Raw genomic sequence first — 19,653 nt, 5'->3', positions numbered from 1 at the left:
GAAAACCTAGACGCATGGGCCGGAAATTTTCCTCTATCGAAAGGTTAAAATTTTCCGCGAAGCCGCCAGGGAAGAAGTTTGGAACCGCGAATGAACGCTAATGAACGCGAATATTTTCAGGATTTTAGTACTGTAGCAGGCTCGGATTTTTGAACGGCCCAGCTCTAAACAATTCGCGTTCATTAGCGTTCATTCGCGGTTCCAAAATACGCTTTCTTCCAACGTATCTCTTACCGAAAAATCCGGACCTGCTTTTCGCTGATCTCGGCACGCAGGCCAAAGCTGATCGCGGTGGCCTTGGCAAAGCCGACCGGGTCATTGGCCTGGAACAGGCCGGTAATGGCTTCGTTGGCGATCGCCGGGTCGTCGATGACGATGCGCGTGTCGCTGTAACGGGCGAATTCCGCCGCCGCTTCACGTAAGGTGTCGCCTTCGAAGGCGATCCGGCCATCCCGCCAGGCCGTGGCGCGTTCGATCTCGGCCGGGGCGACTGCTGCCGATGCAACCGCTTGATCCTGCGCCGCCACAGCACGCATATTGGCCGGCAAACGCACAGCCTGAGCCGCGTCCTGCGAGCGCTGGCGAATATCGACAATGCCTTCACGGACCAGCACCTGCACAGGCATGCCGGCCAGATGGCGCACGATAAAGCTGGTGCCGACGGCCGTCACCTCGGTCTCGCCGGCCAATACGACGAAGGGCCGCGCCGCGTCCTTGGCGACGTCGAACAAGGCCTCGCCCTCGTCCAGCATGACCGCGCGGCGGCCGTCGCTGAACGCCACCTTGATCTTCGAATGGGTGTTAAGGCTGACCACCGATCCGTCGGCCAATGGCACGATTTTCATTTCGCCGACCTGGGTCAGATAGGCCTTGCCTCGCATCGTCCAGGCAAGACCTGCCACGGCAAGAGCCCCAAGGCCTGCCGCCACCGCGCCGCTGCTCCATAGCAGTTCGCGGCGCGAAAGGGACGGCTTCGCGGCCTTGCCGAAACGTGCCGCGTCATAGCCTGCCCCCAGAGCCCGTGCGCGTTCGCTGTACAGCGACACCGCTTGCGCACGCGCGAAGGCGCCGGCACGGCGCGGGTCAGCGGCCAGCCAGGCTTCGAGTTCGGAATCTTCCGCGGGTGACAGGTCGCCACGGTCCAGTCGCGCGGCCCAGTCGGCCGCGACACTGTCAATCTCTGCGGCGGTCTCTCTCGTCGGCACGTGCACTCTGGCCTTTGTTCAACTTACTTCCCCACGCCTTAGACGCACGGAGGGTGTCATTTCCGCTATACGAAATCAATTTCATCAGCAAATTAATGCCACGGCTCATATGTTTTTCAACCGTGCTCTCCGACAGGCCCAGCTTGAGTGCGACATCGCGCTGCGACAGGCCCGAAACACGCCGCAAAACAAAGACATCGCGGATCTTGCCCGGCAGGCCGGCAATGGCCTCGCCCAGTTGGCGCAGTTCGTCGCGATCGATCACCTGGGTCTCGGGGGAACATTCGTCGGCCATGGCGCCCAACTGGTCGAGATCGTTGATCGCCTGGAATGAGACAATCTTCGAGCGCCGGACATGGCTGACCAGAACGGAATAGGCGGCCTGGAACATGTAGTTGCGAACATTGGTGATGCCGGAGACATCTTCGACCGTGATCAGCCGCGCATAGGTTTCCTGGACAATATCGTCGATATCCAGTCCGTGGATACGTTTGTGACTGAGCCAGGAACGCAGGGCGCCCTCATGCTGAAGCGCATGGCGTGACAGCCACAAGGCGCGTTCGTCCGTTACCCGCATTTGCCCGCTCCCCGTTCTTGGGTCCGCTTTACGCGAACTTCGATATTATGAAACGCGATACTAGATTCCGGTATTGTTTGACACCGGTATCATATGTGAGCGGTAACATCAAGGGGCGGTCCTGAACGCCAGAGCGCAATCCGATAAAGTGGCATCCACTTTATCGGATTGCGCTCTAAGCTGAGCGTATCGATGAACATGAAAATAGTCGGCCAGCCCCTATCCGGGAAGCGAGGCCGGCCGACAGTTGACCTGAAAGCCCGGCAAGCCTCCGTTGGGAGAAGAAGCGCACCGAACAACAGGCCTCAAGCAAAGAAAAATATTCAGTTCAGCGACGAAACAAGAACTAAATATTCCCAAAAATATCGGACAGAACTACAAATCACGCACAACACCAAACCGATACTTGGAAATTCAGGTATTAATGCATATGATGAGGTGAATATTGGATAATTTGACCACCTCGCATCTTTCTCTGACCCTGTACTACCGGCCGAGCAGGAAAAGCGCCGACAGTCGGCGCCTGTAACGGCGACTGATCGGGATCGTCGTGCCACTGCGCAGGGTGATCTCCCCCGTCCCGCTGCTATCGTCGCTCATGTGGGCGATCCAGTCCATGTTGACGATATGTGAGCGGTGCACGCGGACGAACGGCGGACACGGCAAGGCGTTTTCCATGGCCGAGATCCGGCCGGGATAGCGCAGGCGCACCGAGCCCACACGTAACCAGACCTCTTTTTCGTCGGCGTCGATCGCCTCGATCTCGCTGAACGCGACCAACCGCGTCCCCCCGCGCGTCCTGACAATCAGCCTTTCCATCGGCTGCAGGGTCGACGGGTGATTCCTGAGTTGCCGTTTGGAAGCCGCCTTGAGAACGGCGCGGCGCAACCGATCCGGATCGTAAGGCTTTGTCACATAGTCGCAGACATCCAGACCGAACGCTTCGACCGCATGTTCAGGGAAGGCTGTGACGAACACGATCTCCGGCCGGTCCTCCGAGCGCGCCATGAACCGCGCCAGGGCAAGGCCATCCAGGCCAGGCATACGAATATCGAGCACTGCGACGTCGATCGCGCCGGCGCTCAGCGCCTCGACCACGCCGGTGCCGTTCTCGCAACGCGCGACCACGCTGAGGCGCGGATCGACTTCAATCGTTCGGGTTGCCAGCGCTTCCGACAAGGGTTCGTCGTCAGCGACCAGTACTCGGACCGAATGGTCGCGGACGGAGCGATCGCTGATCATGTCACGGGCTCCACGGGCAGGAAGACGGAGACGACATAGACATCCGTGCTGCCACTGATCTCCATGCGCGCCCGGTCACCGTAGTTCGCGTTGAGCCGCTCCCGCACTATGGCCTGTCCCCGGCCGCCGCCCGCCAAACCGGTGGTGGCCGGGCAGAACGAGTTGCGTACGCACAGGACCAGGTCCTGTCCGTCGACCCGCGCCTCGACTTCGACCTCGACTCTTGCGGCGGGACTGGCCGTGGCGTAGCGGATCGCATTTTCGACCAGCGGCTGCAGCACCAGGGCCGGCGTCATGGCCTTGAGCGCGTCCGCGCTGACCGAGAACCGCGTCGCCAGCCTCTGGCCGTGCCGCAGGCTTTCAATCTCCAGATAGCTGTCGGCCAGGCGCAGTTCCTCACGCAGCGGAATCCGCTCACTACCGGCCCGGTCGAGAACCAGATGCAGGTATTGTGACAACTGAGTCGCCATCTGGCGCGACCGCGAGCCTTCGCTCAGGGTGGCGCACAGCGAGTTCAGGGCATTGAACAAAAAGTGCGGCTCCAGCCGGCGCCGCAACGCCTCGAGTTCGGCCGCCGTCTTCTGATGAAGCAGTTCGCGCTCTCGGGCCGCCGTGGCCTGGGCGCGGATGGCGGACCGAACCGAATGAAAGAAACCGTCGAGGGTCAGGAAAATCAGCAGTTCGACGGAACCGGTGTTTTCCAGTCCTGCTTTGAAACGCTGAGGGAGCGGGGCCATCAGAGGCGTGTGCGGGAGCAGCTCGTCCACCAGCGCATGCAGGAAAATATGGACACCCACAAAGCCCAGGCCAACCAGGACATGGATGACGACCGTCCGTATCAGGGATTTCCCTTCGATGGGTCGGCGGCAGAAAAACCAGAACAGGAAGGGGCTGGCCAGGACCCAGAGACCCCAGCAGACGGGGTAGGAATAGACGCTGACGTTCAGCCAGGACTTGATCGGACAGACCGTCACCTTGGTGATCAGCCACGGCATCCGCAGAAAGAGACCCAGCAGGACGAAGATGGGCAGGACGACCAGCATCCACCAGCGCCAGTCGTCCAGCTTGGAACGTGGCATCACGCTTTTCGCCACCGCCGGCACCGGAAGACCTGAGACGCTTTTGGTCACATTCGTGTTTCCGCGTACCTTGGTTGGCACTTTTGTGTAGATGTTGATATCAGCCTCACGACCGACCTGCAAGTTCCGGTCCACCGGTTGGCTTTCGCCTCGGCGCCTGGGACGACTCGAGTTCGAGGCTGAAGAAGCCGACATTGCGCCGGTTGCGATGCTTGAGGGGCGGAACCCCGGACATCCTGATGAATTCCCGGTTCAGGTGGGCCTGGTCACAATAGCCGGCAGCGAGCGCGACCTCGCTCAGTTCCATCTCGTCTTCCTCGATCAGCCGCTTGGCCGTTCCAAAGCGGTCCAGCATCTGCAGCTTCTTGGGCGTCAGGCCGGTGGCCAGCTTGGTGTCGCGCCGCAACTGGCGCATCAGACGGAGCCGCAGGTCTTTCGCGGCCTGGCCAGGATGCACCGCCAGAACGGGAAGGCCGGCGTCGCAGCTCAGCTCATGTGCCGCCTGTTCCAGCAATCCACGTTCGACCACGGCGATCCGGGCGGCGAAATCGGCCTGCCCATTCAGGCGATTGCGGAAATCGAACCATTTCCAGGTTTCCGGACATGTCGCGCTCAGGTCGATCCAGTTGCCGGCCGATGGCCGGGGACCGGCCAGCAGACGCAGCCCCGGACTGCCCAGCCGGAACCGCAGGCCGAAGATACGGCTGCCTTCCCGGAGATGAAGCAGGGTTGCGCGTTCGAAGCCTCCGGCCAGGATCACCTGGCCCTTGCCGAAGGGCGGCAGGCTGGAACCGTAGCCGATCTCACCGTCGAGCACATAGACCAGATCCATGCGGCCGGTCGGCAGACATCGCAGGGTGGCGCGGCCGGGGCTCTCCACCTGCCAGAAGGTTTCAACGATGTCTTTCAATTGCTCTGTCGGCTCTGCAACAACAATCCGGGCACCCACAGACGTCATGACCGATCAACCCTTTTCCCTGATGACGATGAGGAAAAGCCTCTCATGCGGCCGCCGGTCAGACCACGGCCCGCGTCACGAGCGGTCGCTTTCCGGCGTGAGCGGCGCATCTTCAAGAGCTCAGGCGCCGCCGGACGGACGGCCCCGATGGCTCGCGCAAGGTGCTCAAGAAGCGGAGCGTTAGCACGCTCTTGTGGGCGCGGCGGCCAAAGCGCGTTTTCTGGCGCCCGCTGCGAGGAAGATGGGCCGAGGCAGGCCGCCGCTCGCAGCTAATGGAGTGTCAAAATATCCAATCTTAAGGAAAGCGCCTGTGATAGCAAAAGGTTCCGGCAACGGGAGTCATCCGACCGGCAAATCAGTATTGGGGACTGAGACGCAATTATAGAACGTCACAGCGCCGGTCCGTTTATAGCGGATTTCTGCGCAATAATTGCCGATGGCCCACGAACTGTATCGCCTAGGTAAGCTTTGTCTCAAAAACACCGGTCTCCGAACGCACGGAGAACCGGTTTGCTTGCACGATCTGATGATGACCGCAAGCCGGACTATGGCAAACAACAAGACTTGTGGAGAGAAGCTACGATGGGAAGTAAAACGAGTACATCACGCGCCGGACTGACCCGGGCGATCATCATGGGCGGCGCCTCGACGCTGGCCCTTTGTGCACTTGCGGCACCAACTCTGGCGCAAGAGACCGCAGCGGCCGCCAGCGACGACACCACTGTCGTCGTCGTCACCGGCATCCGCGGCTCGCTGCAGCGTTCGATGAACATCAAGAAGAACGCTACCGGCGTCGTCGACGCCATTACCGCCGAAGACATCGGAAAATATCCCGACACCAACCTGGCGGAATCGATCCAGCGCATTCCAGGCGTCTCGATCAACCGCGTCAACGGCGAAGGCGCCCAGGTCACGGTTCGTGGCTTCGGTCCCGGCTTCAACCTGGTCACCCTGAACGGCCGTTCCATGCCGACGGCCAGCATCAACCTGATCGGTACCGGCAACGCCTTCGCCGGCGGTGGTACGCGCAATTTCGACTTCCAGAACATCGCCTCGGACAGCATCTCGGGCTTCGAAGTCTACAAGACCGGCAAGGCCGACATAGCTTCGGGCGGCATCGGCGCCACCTTGAACATCAAGACCCTGCGCCCGATCAGCAAGTCCGGCGCCACCGGCTCGCTCAGCGCCAAGGCGCTGCACGGCGACAATATGGTCGACGGCAAGGACTGGACGCCGGAAGTCACTGGAACCTACAGCTGGGGCAACGATTCCAAGACCTTCGGCGTCGCTGTCTTCGCCCAGTACTCGGAACGGGACGTGGTCACCCGCCAGATAACACAAAACAACTGGAACCTGGACCCGTACGTCCAGTTCTATTCGCCCAGCAATGGCCGCCTGCGTTACGCTGCCAACCAGACGACTCTGCTGACCCAGATCACCAACGCGCCGCCGGCCGGCTCGTTGATCGCCTATCCGAACGACAGCCGCTATGCCCTGTCGCAGACCCATAACCAGCGCACCAATGTCGGCGCCACGGTCCAGTTCCGCCCGACCGAGGCCTTGCTGTTCACCGTCGATGCCCTCCATGTCGAAAACATCGCCGGGGAAGAGCGCGCAGAACAGACCAACTGGTTCAACCGTCCGTTCGACAAGATCACCTTCGTCAAGGGTGAATCCGGTATCTATAACGCCCTCTATCTCGAAGAATCCCTGGCCGGCGTGAAGGACATCGGCGCCGAGCAGCAGTTGTTCAGCCAGAAGAACGCCCTGGATTCGCTCGGCGTCAATGCCAGGTGGAACATTAGTGACAAGGCAACCCTCACCCTCGACGCCCATTCCTCGAAGGGCGAAGCGACACCGAACAATCCCAACGGCACCAGCTCGGTCCTGATCTCGCTTGGCGCCCCGGTGATTTCGAACCACTCGGTCGACTTCCGCAGCGGCATTCCCGTCCAGCACTATACCGTCAATGACGCCCTGCGCGGCAACAACAACGGCAAGTTGGACGTTGGCGACGTCGGTACCCAGGTCGGCCGCACGGTCACCAACAGCCAGACCCACCAGATCGACGAGTTCAAGGCCGACTTCACCTACGACTTCGACGGCCAGAGCCGTTTCGACGCCGGGGTGGACGTGATCAAGTCGCAAATGACCACCACCACCGGCAACACCTACCAGGCGCTGGGCGACTGGGGCATTTCAAATCCGGGCGACGTCGCCCAGTACGCACCGGGCATGCTTGAGGCCTACGACCTGGGCGCTCTGTTCGAAGATTTCGCGCCCGGCCAGTCCAACATTGCCTTCCGTGGCAATGCGCTCGACATCTACAATGCCATGGTCAAGGCGCCGATCTATAATACCCAGATCCCCAACACCGCGATCACCGCCAATACGATCGAGGAGGACATCACGGCCATGTATGGCCAGTTCACCATGAAGGGCGACTTCCTGGGTCAGCCGGCCAGCGTCGTCGCCGGCCTGCGCTACGAGAAAACCGATGTCACGGCCTCGGCGCTGCAAAGCATCCCGACGGCCATCCGCTGGACCGCCGACAACGACTTCACCACCGACTTCGGCACCGGCTTCCAGACGGTCAGCTCCGACGCCAGCTACAGCAACTGGCTGCCGAACCTCGACATCACCTGGAATTTCCGTGACAATATGGTCGCCCGGGCTTCGTTCTCGAAGACGATTGCGCGTCCGGGTTACGGCAGTATGTACGCCACGACGGGCGTCGCCACGCCACCACGCCCGACGGCCAATGGCACCAATCCGACGGCCAACTCCGGCAACCCCGCCCTGCTGCCCCTGGAATCGAGCAATGTCGATTTCTCGGTCGAATGGTACTACGGCAAGGACAGTTATGTCTCGCTTGGCTTCTATAACAAGGACGTAGCCAATTTTGTGGGCACCGGCCGCGTTTCGGCCAACTGGTTCGGCCTGCGCGACCCATCATCAGGCGCCAGCGGTTCGCGTTCCGGCGCGGCCAAGACTGCACTGGGCGGCATCGGTCAGAGCCCGACCGACGTCAACCTGTTCACAATGACCGCCCTGATCATCAAGAACAGCGGCAATGTCGGTGCGGCCACGACCGAGTACCAGTCGCACCTCAATGGCGGCGGTAATCTCGATCAGGCTTTCGTCGATTCCACCCTGGCGGCCTACGACATCACGGCTGACGCCAACGATCCTTTGTTCACCTTCGACACCAACATCCCAGTGAACAACAAGACGGCCAACATCCACGGCTTCGAACTCGCCTTCCAGCATTTCTTCGGCGATACGGGCTTCGGTGTGACGGGCAGCCTGACAACCGTCCAGGGCGATATTGCCTTCGACAACTCGGCCCCTCCAGGCACCTTGCAGTTCCCGCTGCTCGGCCTGTCGAACACCTATAACGTCACGGCCATCTACGACAAGGGCGCGCTCTCGGGCCGCATCTCGTACAACTGGCGCGACACCTACATCGCGGGCAGCAATGTCGGCGCCCAGGGTGATCCGTTCTATGTCGAGCCGTTCGGCGTGATCGATGCCGCGGTCAACTACCAGCTGACCCCGGCGCTTCAGTTGACCATGGAGGGCCTGAACCTGAACAAGGCGCATGTTCGCAACTACGGCCGCGACAAGAGCAACATGTACTTCGCTCAGGAGTTGGATACGCGTTACCAGTTGGGTGTGCGTTACAAGTTCTAACCTTCTCACCTACGTGTGTGTAAGGAAGGGTCGCGGTTCGCCGCGGCCCTTTTTTGTTCGCTACGTCTCGGGCAATTCGACCGGGCACGCCCCTGGAAAGGCAGATCTCCAACCTGATGCGTCGGCGATAATTTACCCGATCTTTTTTGCACAAGACCTCTTGCGCCGGCCCCTGGGGCAGGCTGGATAGGTTTGAGCGTTCGAAGAAAGGCTGTCCCGTGAGCAGGTCCAATCGTTATCTCAGCTTGTCGGAAACGGCCCGCCGGTTCGGCGTCAGCGGCAAGGCGCTGCGCATCTATGAAGCGAAGGGCCTGGTTCGCCCTGAGCGCACCTTGGCGGACTGGCGTGTCTATGGGCCCGACCAGATCGCGCGGCTGCAACAGGTTATTGCCTTAAAAAGCTTTGGCCTGTCCCTGGGCCGGATCGCGGAATTGCTATTGGGCCGCGACGTCGACCTGGCCAAGTTCCTGGCGCTCCACGAAGCCATGTTGCGTCGTCAAAAGGACGAGGTGGAGCGCGCCCTGGACTTGGTTGCGTCGGCACGATCGCGGCTGGCCTCGGAAGGCAGCCTGTCTTCGGACGATCTCATTGATTTAACAAGAAAGACAATCGTCATGAACGCTTCGACCGACTTCGGGACCATCGCCGCCAAACACCTGACACGCGAGGACCAGGACACACTAAAAGCCAACGGCTTCGCCGGCATGGACAAGCCCGCCCCAGCCTGGGATACCCTGCACGCCGAGGCCACGGTCCTGATGAAAACCAGCGCGCCGGACTCGGCCGAGGCGATGGATTTAGCCCGGCGCTGGATGGAGCAAGTCGCGCTTGCAACCGGCGGAAATCGAGCGCTCAATGAAAAGGTCAGGGCGCTTGCGCGTGAAATGCACGAACAGCCGGAGTTTCAGCAGCACTCCACATCGTCGAACGACATGATGGACTATGTGCAAAAGGCCTACGGTGCTGCCATAGCCGCCGGAATTGCTCCTAAACCTTGAGCGGCTCTCGGCTGGCCGATATTCAAAACTTTCTGAAGGCGCGCGTCTTATTCGTCGTGTCGTGTTGCGATTTGTCATCAAATGCGCTGCGCGCGTTAGCAAGCAGTCTTATTCGTGTCCATTGGCTTCGCCGAACGTTGTTTCGTGTTTCAAACCTTGCGGGCGACTCGGCATGCACAAGCCCAAGCGGGTAAAGCGAGATATGTTCGTACGCGGTAGACGCTCTGGCTTATACGCCCAGCAAGCGCTCAAGCCGGGCGGCGGCGTCGGCGATAGCAAAGGCCGCCTTGCGTTCGATTTCATGCGCACCGGCATTCATCCGCGAATTGATCGAATTGGCCTCGGCCAGTTGCGAACGCAGATCCTGCATCTCGTCGATCATCAGCAAAGCCGCCATCAGGAACAGCCGCACCTCGCCGATGGCGCCGACATCGGCCACCACCATCTCGACATGCTCGTTAAACGCCCGCGCCAGGTCCTGGACCCGGCTTTCCTGGCCGTCGGCGCAGCCCACCGTATAGGGCTTGTTGTTGACCCTGACCGTAACCTCGCCCATCAGGCTGCCTCATCGCGCAGGAGAATGCGGATATTGGCCGCCGCCATGCCCAGCGCCTGGAACGCCGTCTCGGCCGCCTGGGCCAGGGCCTGTTCGCGCAGGCGGGCCTCTTCCAGCTCGTGCTGCAGACGCTGAACCTCGATACTGGCCTGGGATTCGGCCGCGCTGTCGCCGATAATAGCGCTCATGTCGCTGCCCTCGATCGGCGGCAGGGGGTCACCGTTCTGCAAAGCACGAACGCGTGATTCCAGCGCCTCGAGCACGCGATCGAGCCGGTCGACCGCCATGCTCAGGCTGCTGCCCATCTGCCCTGCTGCCTGCGAAGTTTCCATGCCCGGTCTCCTGAAGTCGTCGCGGACTGCGCTTTTTTCTTCGCATTCCGCATAAAAGCCTACACTTGGCGGTGAACGTCGGCTAAAGCAGCCGCATTTCCACGCCTCATAAACCCAGTTTAATAGAGACTCGCCCATGACGACAAGTCCTCAATCCGGTGATATCCCCGCCCTTTTGGCCGACAAGCCGATGAGCGTCCTGATGGCCGACGCCATCCGCGTCCTGTCGATGGAGGCGGTGCACCGCGCCAAGTCAGGGCACCAGGGCATGCCGATGGGCATGGCCGACGTCGCCACCGTCTTGTGGACCAAATTCCTGCGCTACGATCCGAAGAAGCCGAACTGGGCGGATCGCGACCGCTTCGTCCTGTCGGCCGGCCACGGTTCGATGCTGCTCTATTCGCTGCTGCACCTGACCGGCTACGCCTCGGTGTCGATGGAGGACATCAAGAACTTCCGCCAGTGGGGCTCCTCGACCCCAGGCCACCCGGAATACGGCCACACCGAGGGCGTGGAATGCACCACCGGCCCGCTGGGCCAGGGCCTGGCCACCGCCGTCGGCATGGCCATGGCTGAACGCCACCTCAATGACCGTTTCGGCAGCGACCTGGTCAATCACAAGACCTGGGTGATCGCCGGCGACGGCTGTCTGATGGAAGGCGTCAGCCACGAGGCCATCTCGCTGGCCGGGCGCTATAACCTGAAAAACCTGATCGTCCTGTTCGACGACAACAATGTCACCATCGACGGCTGGGCGACCATGGCCGAAACCGGCAACCAGCAGGCGCGCTTCAAGGCCGCCGGATGGGCCGTCAAGGCTGTCGACGGCCACGATCACGTCGCGTTGGCCCAGGTCATGCGCTGGGCCACCAAGCAGGACCGTCCGGTGATGATCGCCTGCAAGACCAAGGTGTCGCGCGGCGCCGGCGCCCTGGAAGGCGACAAACACGGCCACGGCTACAACCTGTTCGACGACCAGATCAAGGCGGCGCGCGCCGCCATGGGCTGGGACGCGGAACCCTTCACCGTGCCAGAAGAGATCATGCAGGCGTGGGACGCTGCCGGCCGCCGCGGCCGTCGCCAGCGCCGTGTCTGGGAAGAACGCGCCAAGGCACACCCGAAGGGCGCCGAGTTCGTCAAGGCCATTTCCGGCCGCCTGCCTGACAACGCCTTCGATGGCCTCGACGCCCACATCAAGGCCGCGCTCGAATCGAAGCCGACCGACGCGACGCGCTCGTGCTCCGGCGCAGCCCTCGCGACCCTGGTTCCGGCCATCGAGGCCCTGATGGGCGGCTCAGCCGACCTGACCGGCTCGGTCAATACCCTGGTCAAGGGCATGGGAACCTTCGACACCGAAGACTATACCGGCCGCTACATCCATTACGGCGTGCGCGAATTCGGCATGGCGGCGGCGATGAACGGCATGGCGCTGCATGGCGGCGTCATCCCCTATGCCGGCACCTTCTTCGTGTTCAGCGACTATTCGCGCCCGGCCATTCGCCTGGGCGCGCTGATGGGCGCCAAGGTCATCCACGTCATGACGCACGACTCGATCGGCGTCGGTGAAGACGGCCCCACACACCAGCCGGTCGAACAACTGGCGGCGTTCCGCGCCATGCCCGGCCTGCATGTCTTCCGGCCGGCCGATATGGTGGAAACCGCTGAATGCTGGAAGATCGCCCTGAAGGCCAAGGGACCGTCGATGATGGTCCTGACGCGCCAGAAGAATCCGGCGGTTCGCGGCCAGGAAGGTACGGCAGCGGGTGAGAACCTGGCGGCACGCGGCGCCTATGAATTGAGCCCGGCGTCGTCGGACAAGGCCACGGTGTCGATCTTCGCTTCCGGCTCGGAAGTATCGGTCGCCGTTGCCGCCCAAAAACTGCTGGAAGCCGACGGCATTCCCACGCGTGTCGTCTCGACACCCTCGTGGGACCTGTTTGACGCCCAGACAGCGGGTTACAAGGGTTCGGTGATCGGCCGGGCTCCGATCAAGGTCGCCGTCGAAGCCGCTATCTCCATGGGCTGGGAAAAGTTCATCGGGCCGAACGGCATCTTTGTCGGCATGAAGGGCTTCGGTGCCTCAGCTCCGGCGGACCGGCTGTTCAAGGAGTTCGGCATTACCGCTGACGGGGTTGTCGCGGCGGTTAAGGCGGCCATAAAATAACGACGCATGGCGACGGACATGAAAGAGGCCGTGGCAGCGGCGGCCGCCACGGCCCTCTCTTGAGATCGAACGGCTCCGGGGAGATACCGCCTCTCTCAAGACTGTTCGCAACAAAGGCTATTGGCCTTCGCTCTGCATGCCTTAGCCGTTACGGTCGCAGGTAAGCTGGTGACAACCGTCCCCCTTCACCTGCCCGACCTCACAGCTCAAGTATCTAAACGCAGCACTTACGCGGTTCCGTCGCGCAAAAAATCGGCCGCAGGATAAAAAATCCCGCGGCCGATTCGCGCCACCTGTCTTGGCCCTATGTTACCGTCGCATCACGGCCTTGGCGGCGGTGGCATGTCGGGTTTCAGTTCCTCGCCGCTCAAGCTGCCGTCATGGTTGGCGTCCATCTGATTGAAATGGTCCTTCATCGGCGCCGAAAACTCGGCCAGGCTGATCTTCCCGTCCTTGTCCGTGTCGAGCCTGTTCAGGTCGGGCGGTCCCATACCCATATGACGGCCGCCCGGGCCGTGTGGCCCCCAATGCTGATCATTGCCAGGGTGGCCATCGTCAGGCCGGTTACCGGGCCTGAAGGCGTCGAATTCCGCCTTGCTGACCGTCCCGTCATGGTTTGCGTCCATGGCCCCAAACAGATCGTCTGGGCTTTCGGGTGAATTGGCCGGCATCTGGGCCCAGGCGCCGACGGCAATGGCCGCGGCCAGGACCGCACCTGCCAATGCAGTGAAACCTGCAGGTTTGTTCAGTGTGTGTTTCATCGATATTTGCTCCGGTCGCAGGGGTTTAACGTCCTCCGCCGCCAGTCCTGCGACCGGGCCAATCTGCGCCGTGTATATTGCTTCGTGATGTCAGGAATCGACGAATTGTGGCATAAACAAGATGGAATGTTTCTGCGACGCCATCAGAACGCCGTAACGAGAGAGCAGATTTCAGCCACTTTCCGAGTGTGTTTCATCCATTTTTCCCCAGGCCCTCCCCCATGCCGCAAGCCGCCACGACGCAGACCTATGTAACCACCCCTGTGCGCGTTCTCGTCGTCGATGACGACAAGGATCTGCGCGACCTGATTGCCGACTTCCTTTCGCAAAATGGCTTTGAGGTCCATACGGCGGCCCAGGGCAAGGATATGGACAGGGTGTTGGCGCGCGGCGATATCGGTCTGGTCGTTCTCGACTACATGATGCCGGGTGAAGACGGTTTGTCGATCTGCAAGCGACTGCAGGACCAGGGCGGTCCCCCGGTCATCATGCTGTCGGCGCGCGGTGAGGAGATCGATCGCATCGTCGGTCTGGAACTGGGGGCCGACGACTACATGGCCAAGCCGTTTCATCCACGTGAACTGCTGGCGCGCATTCGCGCCGTCCTGCGTCGCCGCGAAGCCCGCACCAGCGGCGACAAGGGTACGCCCCTGACGCACTTCTTCGGCTGGGCGCTCGACAATATCAAGCGTACGCTCACACGCCCCGACGGCGTCCAGGTCGCCCTGTCCAATGCCGAGTTCGAACTGCTGCGGGTGTTTCTCGACCGGCCGGGCCGCGCCATGAGCCGCGACCAGATCCTCGACTATCTGCACGGGCCCAATGGCGACAGTTTCGACCGCGCCATCGACGTGCAGATCTCGCGCCTGCGCCGCAAGCTGGCCGACGACAATAACGAGGACATCATCCGCACCATTCGCGGCATCGGCTATATGTTCAAGCCTCTGAAATAGCGTAAACCCGACCTCATGACAAAAAAAGCCGGCCTTATATCGCTTCCCGTCTTCTGGCAGGTGCTGGGGCTGAGTCTTGCCGTCCTGATCCTGGCGGTCGTCATCAATACCGCCATCGTGCTGTGGGCGCCGGAACCGCCGCCGTCGGGCTATAGTCTCGACGAGGCGGTACAGACGCTGAAGACGGGCGAGGTCCGACTGCAGAACGGGCGAAAGCTCAAGGCCGTGACCACGCGGACCGAACCCGCTCCGCTGACCGCCGCCAATACCGGTCCGGCGCGTGACGCGTTTGCACGTCAGATTGGCCAGAGGCTGGCCCAGGCCCTGGGCGTGCCGTCGGACACGGTCACCGTCCAGTTGCCGTCGCATCGCCATTTCATCTCGCACATGTCGGGCCCCATGTCTTCAGGCCCCATGTCTTCTGGCCCCATGTCTGAAGGACCGCCCGACGGTGCCCGGTTTCACACCGAGATGCGTGGCGACGATATGAGGTTTAGCGCCCCGGAAGCGGGCGGCCCGCTATCTGGTCCTGGCCCGGGTGCGCCCCAGGGGTCAGGTTTCGGGCCCGAACCTGGTCATGGTCCTGGTCCTGGTCCTGGCCCGGGTGCGCCCCAGGGGTCAGGTTTCGGGCCCGAACCTGGTCATGGTCCTGGTCCTGGTCCTGGTCCGGGCTCCGGACCATGGCTGGAGACGCGCACGGACATTGTCTATCCGCCGTTTCGCGCCGTATGGAAGCTAAAGGACGGCAGCTACCGCGTGATCAACCCGCCGCAGGACCTGATCGCACCGTGGCAGGCGCGCCTGCTGATCGGCTTCGGCCTGACCGCCCTGTTGATCCTCCCGCTGGCCTGGTGGTTGTCCCAGCGATTGTCGCGGCCGATCATCGCCTTTTCGGATGCCGCTGCCAAGATCGGGGTCGAAGACAATGCCCCGCCCGTCCTGGCCATCGGCCCGCGCGAAGTCCGCCAGGCGGCCGAGGTGCTGAACGCCATGCAGCAGCGCATCCGCAAGCAGGTGGAAGGCCGCACGGCGCTGATGGGCGCCATCGCCCATGACCTGAAGACGCCCCTGGCGCGGATGCGGCTGCGTATCGAGGACCTGCCGTCACCGCTGCGCGACAAGCTGTCGGGCGATATCGCCCATATGGACGACCTGATCCGCTCGGCCATGAGCTTTACCAGCGCGCACAAGCTGGGCGAGACGCTGCGGCCGCTCGACCTGTCGGCCCTGGTCGAGGCACTGTGCGACGACCTGGCGGCGGTGTGTAAAATGGAACCGGCCCTGGTCGAGCACAATGTCATGGTGCGCGGCGACGCCGTAGCGATTAAGCGCATCCTTACCAACCTGGTCGAGAACGCCGGACGCTACGCCTCGGGCTGCGGCATCTCCCTATCGACGCGCGGGCCGATGGTCGAGATATCGGTCAATGACAACGGGTCAGGCCTGCCGGCGGAGATGCTTGAGACGGTGTTCGAGCCGTTTTATCGCATGGAATCGTCGCGCAACCGCGATACCGGCGGTTCGGGGCTCGGCCTATCGGTGGCGCGCTCCCTGGCCGAGGCCCAGGGCGGAAGCCTGACTCTGCACAATCGCTACGAGGGCAAGACCGTGGTCGGGCTGGAGGCCAGGCTGACATTACCGAAACTGGTAAGAAAGGCGTGACGGGCGCCGCCGCACCCGCCACACCTCTTTTTACACCGCCCGGTCCCACAGCGCCTGGGGCAAGCTTGCATAACGGTCAAAGGCCATCATGAAACTGGCCCGGCCCTGCGATAACGAGCGCAGCGTACCGACATAGCTGAACATCTCGCTGAGCGGCGCCTCGGCGACAAGCTCGTGGGTCCGTGGCCCCGCTACGGTTTCCAGCACCTGGCCGCGCCGCCTTTGCAGATCGCCGATGATAGCACCCAGATAATCGTCGGGCGTTATCACCGTGACCCGCATCAGCGGTTCGAGCAGGACCGGATCGGTTTCGGCGAAAGCGATCCGGAAAGCTTCCCGGGCTGCGATCTCGAAGGCCAGGCCCGAACTGTCCTTCGCGTGGAAGGCGCCGTCGAGCAGCGTCGCTTCGAGGCCCAGCACCGGGTGTCCTCCGGGGCCGCCATCCGCCATCGCCGTTTGCAGTCCACGCTCGATGAAGGGCACGTACTCACGCGGGACGGTGCCGCCGACCGTGGCGTTTTTGAACGCCAGACCGGTTTCACCATTCGCGCGCGGACCGATCGCCAACCTGATCCGGGCAAACTGGCCGATGCCACCATTCTGCTTGCGCAGGGTGTGGTCGACCAGAGCCTGCCGGATCGCAACCGCGCGATAGGCGACCTGCGGCGCGCCGATGCACGCCTCGACGCCGAAGTCTTCCTTCAGCGTTTCGACGCAGATCTGCAGGTGCAGTTCGCCCATGCCGGCGACGAGGGTTCTCCCTGTCCCGGCATCCGTCGACACACGCAGAGACGGATCGCTGCGCGCCAGCGCATCGAGCGCCGAACGCAGACGGTCCTGATCCGCGCGGGTCTTCGGCTCCAGCGTCGCCTCGATCACCGGATCGGGGATGACAAAGCCATCGAGCACGATCGGGTGGGCCGGATCGCTGAGGGTGCCGCCTGCCCGCGCCGACTTGAGGCCGACCAGGGCAACGACGTCGCCCGCCACCGCTTCCGCAACTTCCGTTTCGGTAGCAGCGTGCAGGCGCAGGATACGCCCGACCCTTTCTGTCCTGCCCGTATCGGACAGGCCAACGGCATCACCTGGCACGATGCGGCCGGAATAGACACGCGCCGTGCTGAGCGTGCCGTAACGCGAGACCTGGACCTTGGAGACCAGGGCCGCGAACGGCACGTCAGCCAACGGCTGGCGAAGTTGCGGCGTGTCATCACGCGGGTCGACACCTTCGACAGCTGGACGATCTTCCGGTGCCGGCGCATAGGCGCATATGGCGTCCAGCAACGGCTGGACGCCGATATTACGATAGGCGGAACCGCACAGCACCGGCGTGAACCGGCCCGACAGACAACCGCGCCGGATCGCCGACCTGAATTGGTCGGCGGACACGGCCGGTCCTTCACCCAGCCAGTCGGCCAGGATGGCTTCGTCGTCCTCGGCCAGCACCTCGATAAGGTGCTCACGTGCCGTTCGCGCCGCCGACTGATACGCGTCCGGGATGGCACTAACGGCTGGCGCGTCGCCGTTGTTCCAGACAAGCGCCTGCAGGTCGACGAGATCGATCAGACCCGTGAAGCCGCCCTCGACGCCCAGCGGAAGCTGAAGCACCAGGGGCCGTGCACCGAGACGTTCCGCGATCATCCGGACGACCCGCTCGAAGTCCGCACCGGTTTGGTCCATCTTGTTGATGAAACAGATGCGTGGAACCTTGAACCGGTCGGCCTGGCGCCACACGGTTTCCGACTGTGGCTCGACGCCGGCGACGCCCGAGAAGACGACGACGGCGCCGTCGAGGACGCGCAGGGACCGTTCGACCTCGATCGTGAAATCGACGTGGCCGGGTGTATCGATGATCGAGATGCCTGTGCCGTTCCAGTCGCAGAAGGTGGCGGCCGCCGAGATGGTAATGCCGTGCTTCTTTTCCAAAGCGTGGTGATCGGTCTCGGTATTGCCATCATGGACGTCGCCGACACGATGGATGCGGCCGGTGTTGAACAGGATGCGCTCCGTCAGGGTGGTCTTGCCGGCGTCGACGTGCGCGATGATGCCAATATTGCGTAGATTGCGGGTCATGTTGTCCTCGCAGATATAAAAGTTCAGGGATGTCGGGATCGCGCGGACACAGCTCCGCCAGGGTTTGCGTTAGATGACGCAAACGCAGGTCAGGTCGCGCGTGAATACGGGCGACCTATAACGATACCGGTTTTGAAAGAGGCTCCGCCGTCAGTTTTGAGCGGGAGGAGCGGATGAGGGAGACGCGGGCCACGCGCGTCTCACGACGGACGCGGGCTAGCAGCGCTCCCGAAACTGGCTATCGTCCGTCATGTTGCAACCTCATGGTTTGGTGGTGGGCGGCTTATACGGGCGTGTAGGACCACGGTCAATCGCCATGGCAGGACGCCAATGCCATTGACCGCTACAGTGGCATAATACCAACACCGCTGCGTGCCGCCACTTCAAATCCAGTCGAGCGCAAAAAGCCCGCCAAGACGTCCGGCGGGCGTTGTCAGCTATAGCGGTTACAAACGCTCACAAGGTGATATGCGTTGGTCTGATGGACGGCCCATCAGACCAACTCAGAGCCTGGTCACCCCCAGACAATACTGTCGTGATTCCAATTCACGGGGGCGACCAGCCGGACCATATCGCCACCGCTGAAATCAAGTAGGATGTCGGTGCCATCGACCGTGACCGTCACACCGTGCGGCAGGCCGCTTAATCGAATTGTATCACCTTCCGCAGAGTTGAAGTCGTTGATGATGTCTGCGCCGGACCGGAAGTGGAATACGAAAGCATCCGCACCCTTGCCGCCGCTGAGCATGTCGTTACCGCGGCCGCCTTCCAGGATATTGTTGCCGTCATTGCCGATCAGGTTATTGGCGGTGTTGTTGCCAGTGGCGTTGATATCGCCTGTCCCCGTCAGGACCAAGGTCTCGACATATTGGCGACTTAGATAGAAGCTTATCGAGCTGTAGATCGTGTCATTGCCCTGGCCGATGTTCTCGATCACCCGGTCGCCGACGTTGTCGATATAGTAGCTGTCATCACCCAGGCCACCGATCAGCCGGTCGCCGCCGGCGGCGCCGTCCAGCACGTCGTTGCCGTCCCTGCCCGCCAGCACATTGTTACCCGAATTGCCGGTGATATGGTTGTCCAGCGCATTGCCGGTGCCACCCAGATTGAACGTGCCGGTGATGAACAGGTCCTCGACGAATTTTTCCAGCGTAGTCTGCACACCGGCATAGACCACGTCGTGCCCGCCGCTGTCGGTCAGATCATGGGCCACTTCATAGGTCCGGTCGCCGGCATTGTCGATATAGTAGGTATCGTTCCCGGCGCCACCAAACATCTTGTCGATGCCCGAAAGGCCGTTCAGAACGTTGTTGCCCGAATTGCCGATCAGCGTGTTGGCCAGCGCATTACCGGTTGCATTGATATCGGTCGTGCCGGTCAGCGTGATGTTTTCGACATAC

Annotated in this window: 15 protein-coding genes; 5 read left to right on the top strand and 10 right to left on the bottom strand. The window is 62.1% G+C overall.

From position 1 onward, the window contains the following. Window positions 1-230 precede the first annotated feature (230 nt). The 5 genes from AC1DXO_RS06220 to AC1DXO_RS06200 all read right to left on the bottom strand — a co-directional run bounded on the left by AC1DXO_RS06220 (window position 231) and on the right by AC1DXO_RS06200 (window position 5,061). The gene (locus AC1DXO_RS06220) at window positions 231-1,205 is read right to left on the bottom strand and encodes a FecR family protein (protein ID WP_476977245.1); all 975 of its coding nucleotides are present in this window, start codon (window positions 1,203-1,205) and stop codon (window positions 231-233) included. After that, window positions 1,174-1,782 carry an RNA polymerase sigma factor gene (locus AC1DXO_RS06215; RefSeq protein WP_476977244.1) on the bottom strand — a complete coding sequence of 203 codons (609 nt, stop codon included), beginning with the start codon at window positions 1,780-1,782 and terminating at the stop codon, window positions 1,174-1,176. Before AC1DXO_RS06215 ends, AC1DXO_RS06220 begins: the two co-directional genes overlap by 32 nt. A gap of 486 nt (window positions 1,783-2,268) precedes the next feature. Continuing rightward, window positions 2,269-3,024: a LytR/AlgR family response regulator transcription factor gene (locus AC1DXO_RS06210; protein ID WP_476977243.1), complete on the bottom strand. Its 756-nt coding sequence runs from the start codon at window positions 3,022-3,024 to the stop codon at window positions 2,269-2,271. Continuing rightward, entirely contained in the window at window positions 3,021-4,154 is a 1,134-nt protein-coding gene (locus AC1DXO_RS06205) for a sensor histidine kinase (protein WP_476977242.1), read from the bottom strand. The genes AC1DXO_RS06210 and AC1DXO_RS06205 overlap by 4 nt, the downstream gene beginning before the upstream one ends. Before the next feature lie 55 nt (window positions 4,155-4,209). Then, window positions 4,210-5,061, bottom strand: a complete 852-nt coding sequence (locus AC1DXO_RS06200) for a helix-turn-helix domain-containing protein (RefSeq protein WP_476977241.1) — start codon at window positions 5,059-5,061, stop codon at window positions 4,210-4,212. A 582-nt stretch (window positions 5,062-5,643) separates the two neighbouring features. Here AC1DXO_RS06200 and AC1DXO_RS06195 point away from each other — a divergent pair. Continuing rightward, window positions 5,644-8,754 carry a TonB-dependent receptor gene (locus AC1DXO_RS06195; protein WP_476977240.1) on the top strand — a complete coding sequence of 1,037 codons (3,111 nt, stop codon included), beginning with the start codon at window positions 5,644-5,646 and terminating at the stop codon, window positions 8,752-8,754. A 218-nt stretch (window positions 8,755-8,972) separates the two neighbouring features. Further along, window positions 8,973-9,752, top strand: coding sequence for a MerR family transcriptional regulator (locus AC1DXO_RS06190; protein WP_476977239.1), 780 nt, complete (start codon window positions 8,973-8,975; stop codon window positions 9,750-9,752). Between the two features lie 229 nt (window positions 9,753-9,981). On the opposite strand, the gene AC1DXO_RS06185 is transcribed toward AC1DXO_RS06190, so the two are convergent. Together AC1DXO_RS06185 and AC1DXO_RS06180 are read right to left on the bottom strand one after the other, a co-directional pair. Next, the gene (locus AC1DXO_RS06185; RefSeq protein WP_476977238.1) at window positions 9,982-10,308 is read right to left on the bottom strand and encodes a cell division protein ZapA; all 327 of its coding nucleotides are present in this window, start codon (window positions 10,306-10,308) and stop codon (window positions 9,982-9,984) included. Next, window positions 10,308-10,640, bottom strand: a complete 333-nt coding sequence (locus tag AC1DXO_RS06180) for a hypothetical protein (protein WP_476977237.1) — start codon at window positions 10,638-10,640, stop codon at window positions 10,308-10,310. Before AC1DXO_RS06180 ends, AC1DXO_RS06185 begins: the two co-directional genes overlap by 1 nt. A 202-nt stretch (window positions 10,641-10,842) precedes the next feature. Between AC1DXO_RS06180 and tkt the strand changes: the two genes are divergently transcribed. Next, a complete protein-coding gene (tkt, locus tag AC1DXO_RS06175) occupies window positions 10,843-12,804 on the top strand; it encodes a transketolase (protein ID WP_476977628.1) in 1,962 nt (653 codons plus the stop codon). Between the two features lie 320 nt (window positions 12,805-13,124). On the opposite strand, the gene AC1DXO_RS06170 is transcribed toward tkt, so the two are convergent. Then, the gene (locus AC1DXO_RS06170; RefSeq protein ID WP_476977236.1) at window positions 13,125-13,565 is read right to left on the bottom strand and encodes an EF-hand domain-containing protein; all 441 of its coding nucleotides are present in this window, start codon (window positions 13,563-13,565) and stop codon (window positions 13,125-13,127) included. A gap of 221 nt (window positions 13,566-13,786) precedes the next feature. On the opposite strand from AC1DXO_RS06170, the gene AC1DXO_RS06165 reads away from it, so the two are divergent. Together AC1DXO_RS06165 and AC1DXO_RS06160 are read left to right on the top strand one after the other, a co-directional pair. Beyond that, window positions 13,787-14,518 carry a response regulator gene (locus AC1DXO_RS06165; protein ID WP_476977235.1) on the top strand — a complete coding sequence of 244 codons (732 nt, stop codon included), beginning with the start codon at window positions 13,787-13,789 and terminating at the stop codon, window positions 14,516-14,518. Between the two features lie 15 nt (window positions 14,519-14,533). Beyond that, window positions 14,534-16,180, top strand: coding sequence for a HAMP domain-containing sensor histidine kinase (locus AC1DXO_RS06160; RefSeq protein ID WP_476977234.1), 1,647 nt, complete (start codon window positions 14,534-14,536; stop codon window positions 16,178-16,180). Between the two features lie 30 nt (window positions 16,181-16,210). Here AC1DXO_RS06160 and fusA read toward each other — a convergent pair whose 3' ends face one another. Both fusA and AC1DXO_RS06150 read right to left on the bottom strand, forming a co-directional pair. Then, window positions 16,211-18,253, bottom strand: a complete 2,043-nt coding sequence (gene fusA / locus AC1DXO_RS06155) for an elongation factor G (protein WP_476977233.1) — start codon at window positions 18,251-18,253, stop codon at window positions 16,211-16,213. Between the two features lie 514 nt (window positions 18,254-18,767). Then, on the bottom strand, window positions 18,768-19,653 hold an 886-nt coding region (locus AC1DXO_RS06150; RefSeq protein WP_476977232.1), incomplete at its 5' end, for a calcium-binding protein.

Source organism: Asticcacaulis sp. P2_C5 (assembly GCF_056404555.1).
The sequence above is the reverse complement of the archived record's forward strand: the minus strand, read 5'-3'. Positions and strand labels throughout refer to the sequence as shown.

Bases quoted from the DNA above. Each gene is read 5' to 3' on its own strand.
- AC1DXO_RS06215 (WP_476977244.1), bottom strand. From the start codon at position 1,782: ATGCGGGTAACGGACGAACGCGCCTTGTGGCTGTCACGCCATGCGCTT.
- AC1DXO_RS06210 (WP_476977243.1), bottom strand. From the start codon at position 3,024: ATGATCAGCGATCGCTCCGTCCGCGACCATTCGGTCCGAGTACTGGTC.
- AC1DXO_RS06200 (WP_476977241.1), bottom strand. From the start codon at position 5,061: ATGACGTCTGTGGGTGCCCGGATTGTTGTTGCAGAGCCGACAGAGCAA.
- AC1DXO_RS06195 (WP_476977240.1), top strand. From the start codon at position 5,644: ATGGGAAGTAAAACGAGTACATCACGCGCCGGACTGACCCGGGCGATC.
- AC1DXO_RS06185 (WP_476977238.1), bottom strand. From the start codon at position 10,308: ATGGGCGAGGTTACGGTCAGGGTCAACAACAAGCCCTATACGGTGGGC.
- AC1DXO_RS06180 (WP_476977237.1), bottom strand. From the start codon at position 10,640: ATGGAAACTTCGCAGGCAGCAGGGCAGATGGGCAGCAGCCTGAGCATG.
- tkt (WP_476977628.1), top strand. From the start codon at position 10,843: ATGGCCGACGCCATCCGCGTCCTGTCGATGGAGGCGGTGCACCGCGCC.
- AC1DXO_RS06170 (WP_476977236.1), bottom strand. From the start codon at position 13,565: ATGAAACACACACTGAACAAACCTGCAGGTTTCACTGCATTGGCAGGT.
- AC1DXO_RS06165 (WP_476977235.1), top strand. From the start codon at position 13,787: ATGCCGCAAGCCGCCACGACGCAGACCTATGTAACCACCCCTGTGCGC.
- AC1DXO_RS06160 (WP_476977234.1), top strand. From the start codon at position 14,534: ATGACAAAAAAAGCCGGCCTTATATCGCTTCCCGTCTTCTGGCAGGTG.
- fusA (WP_476977233.1), bottom strand. From the start codon at position 18,253: ATGACCCGCAATCTACGCAATATTGGCATCATCGCGCACGTCGACGCC.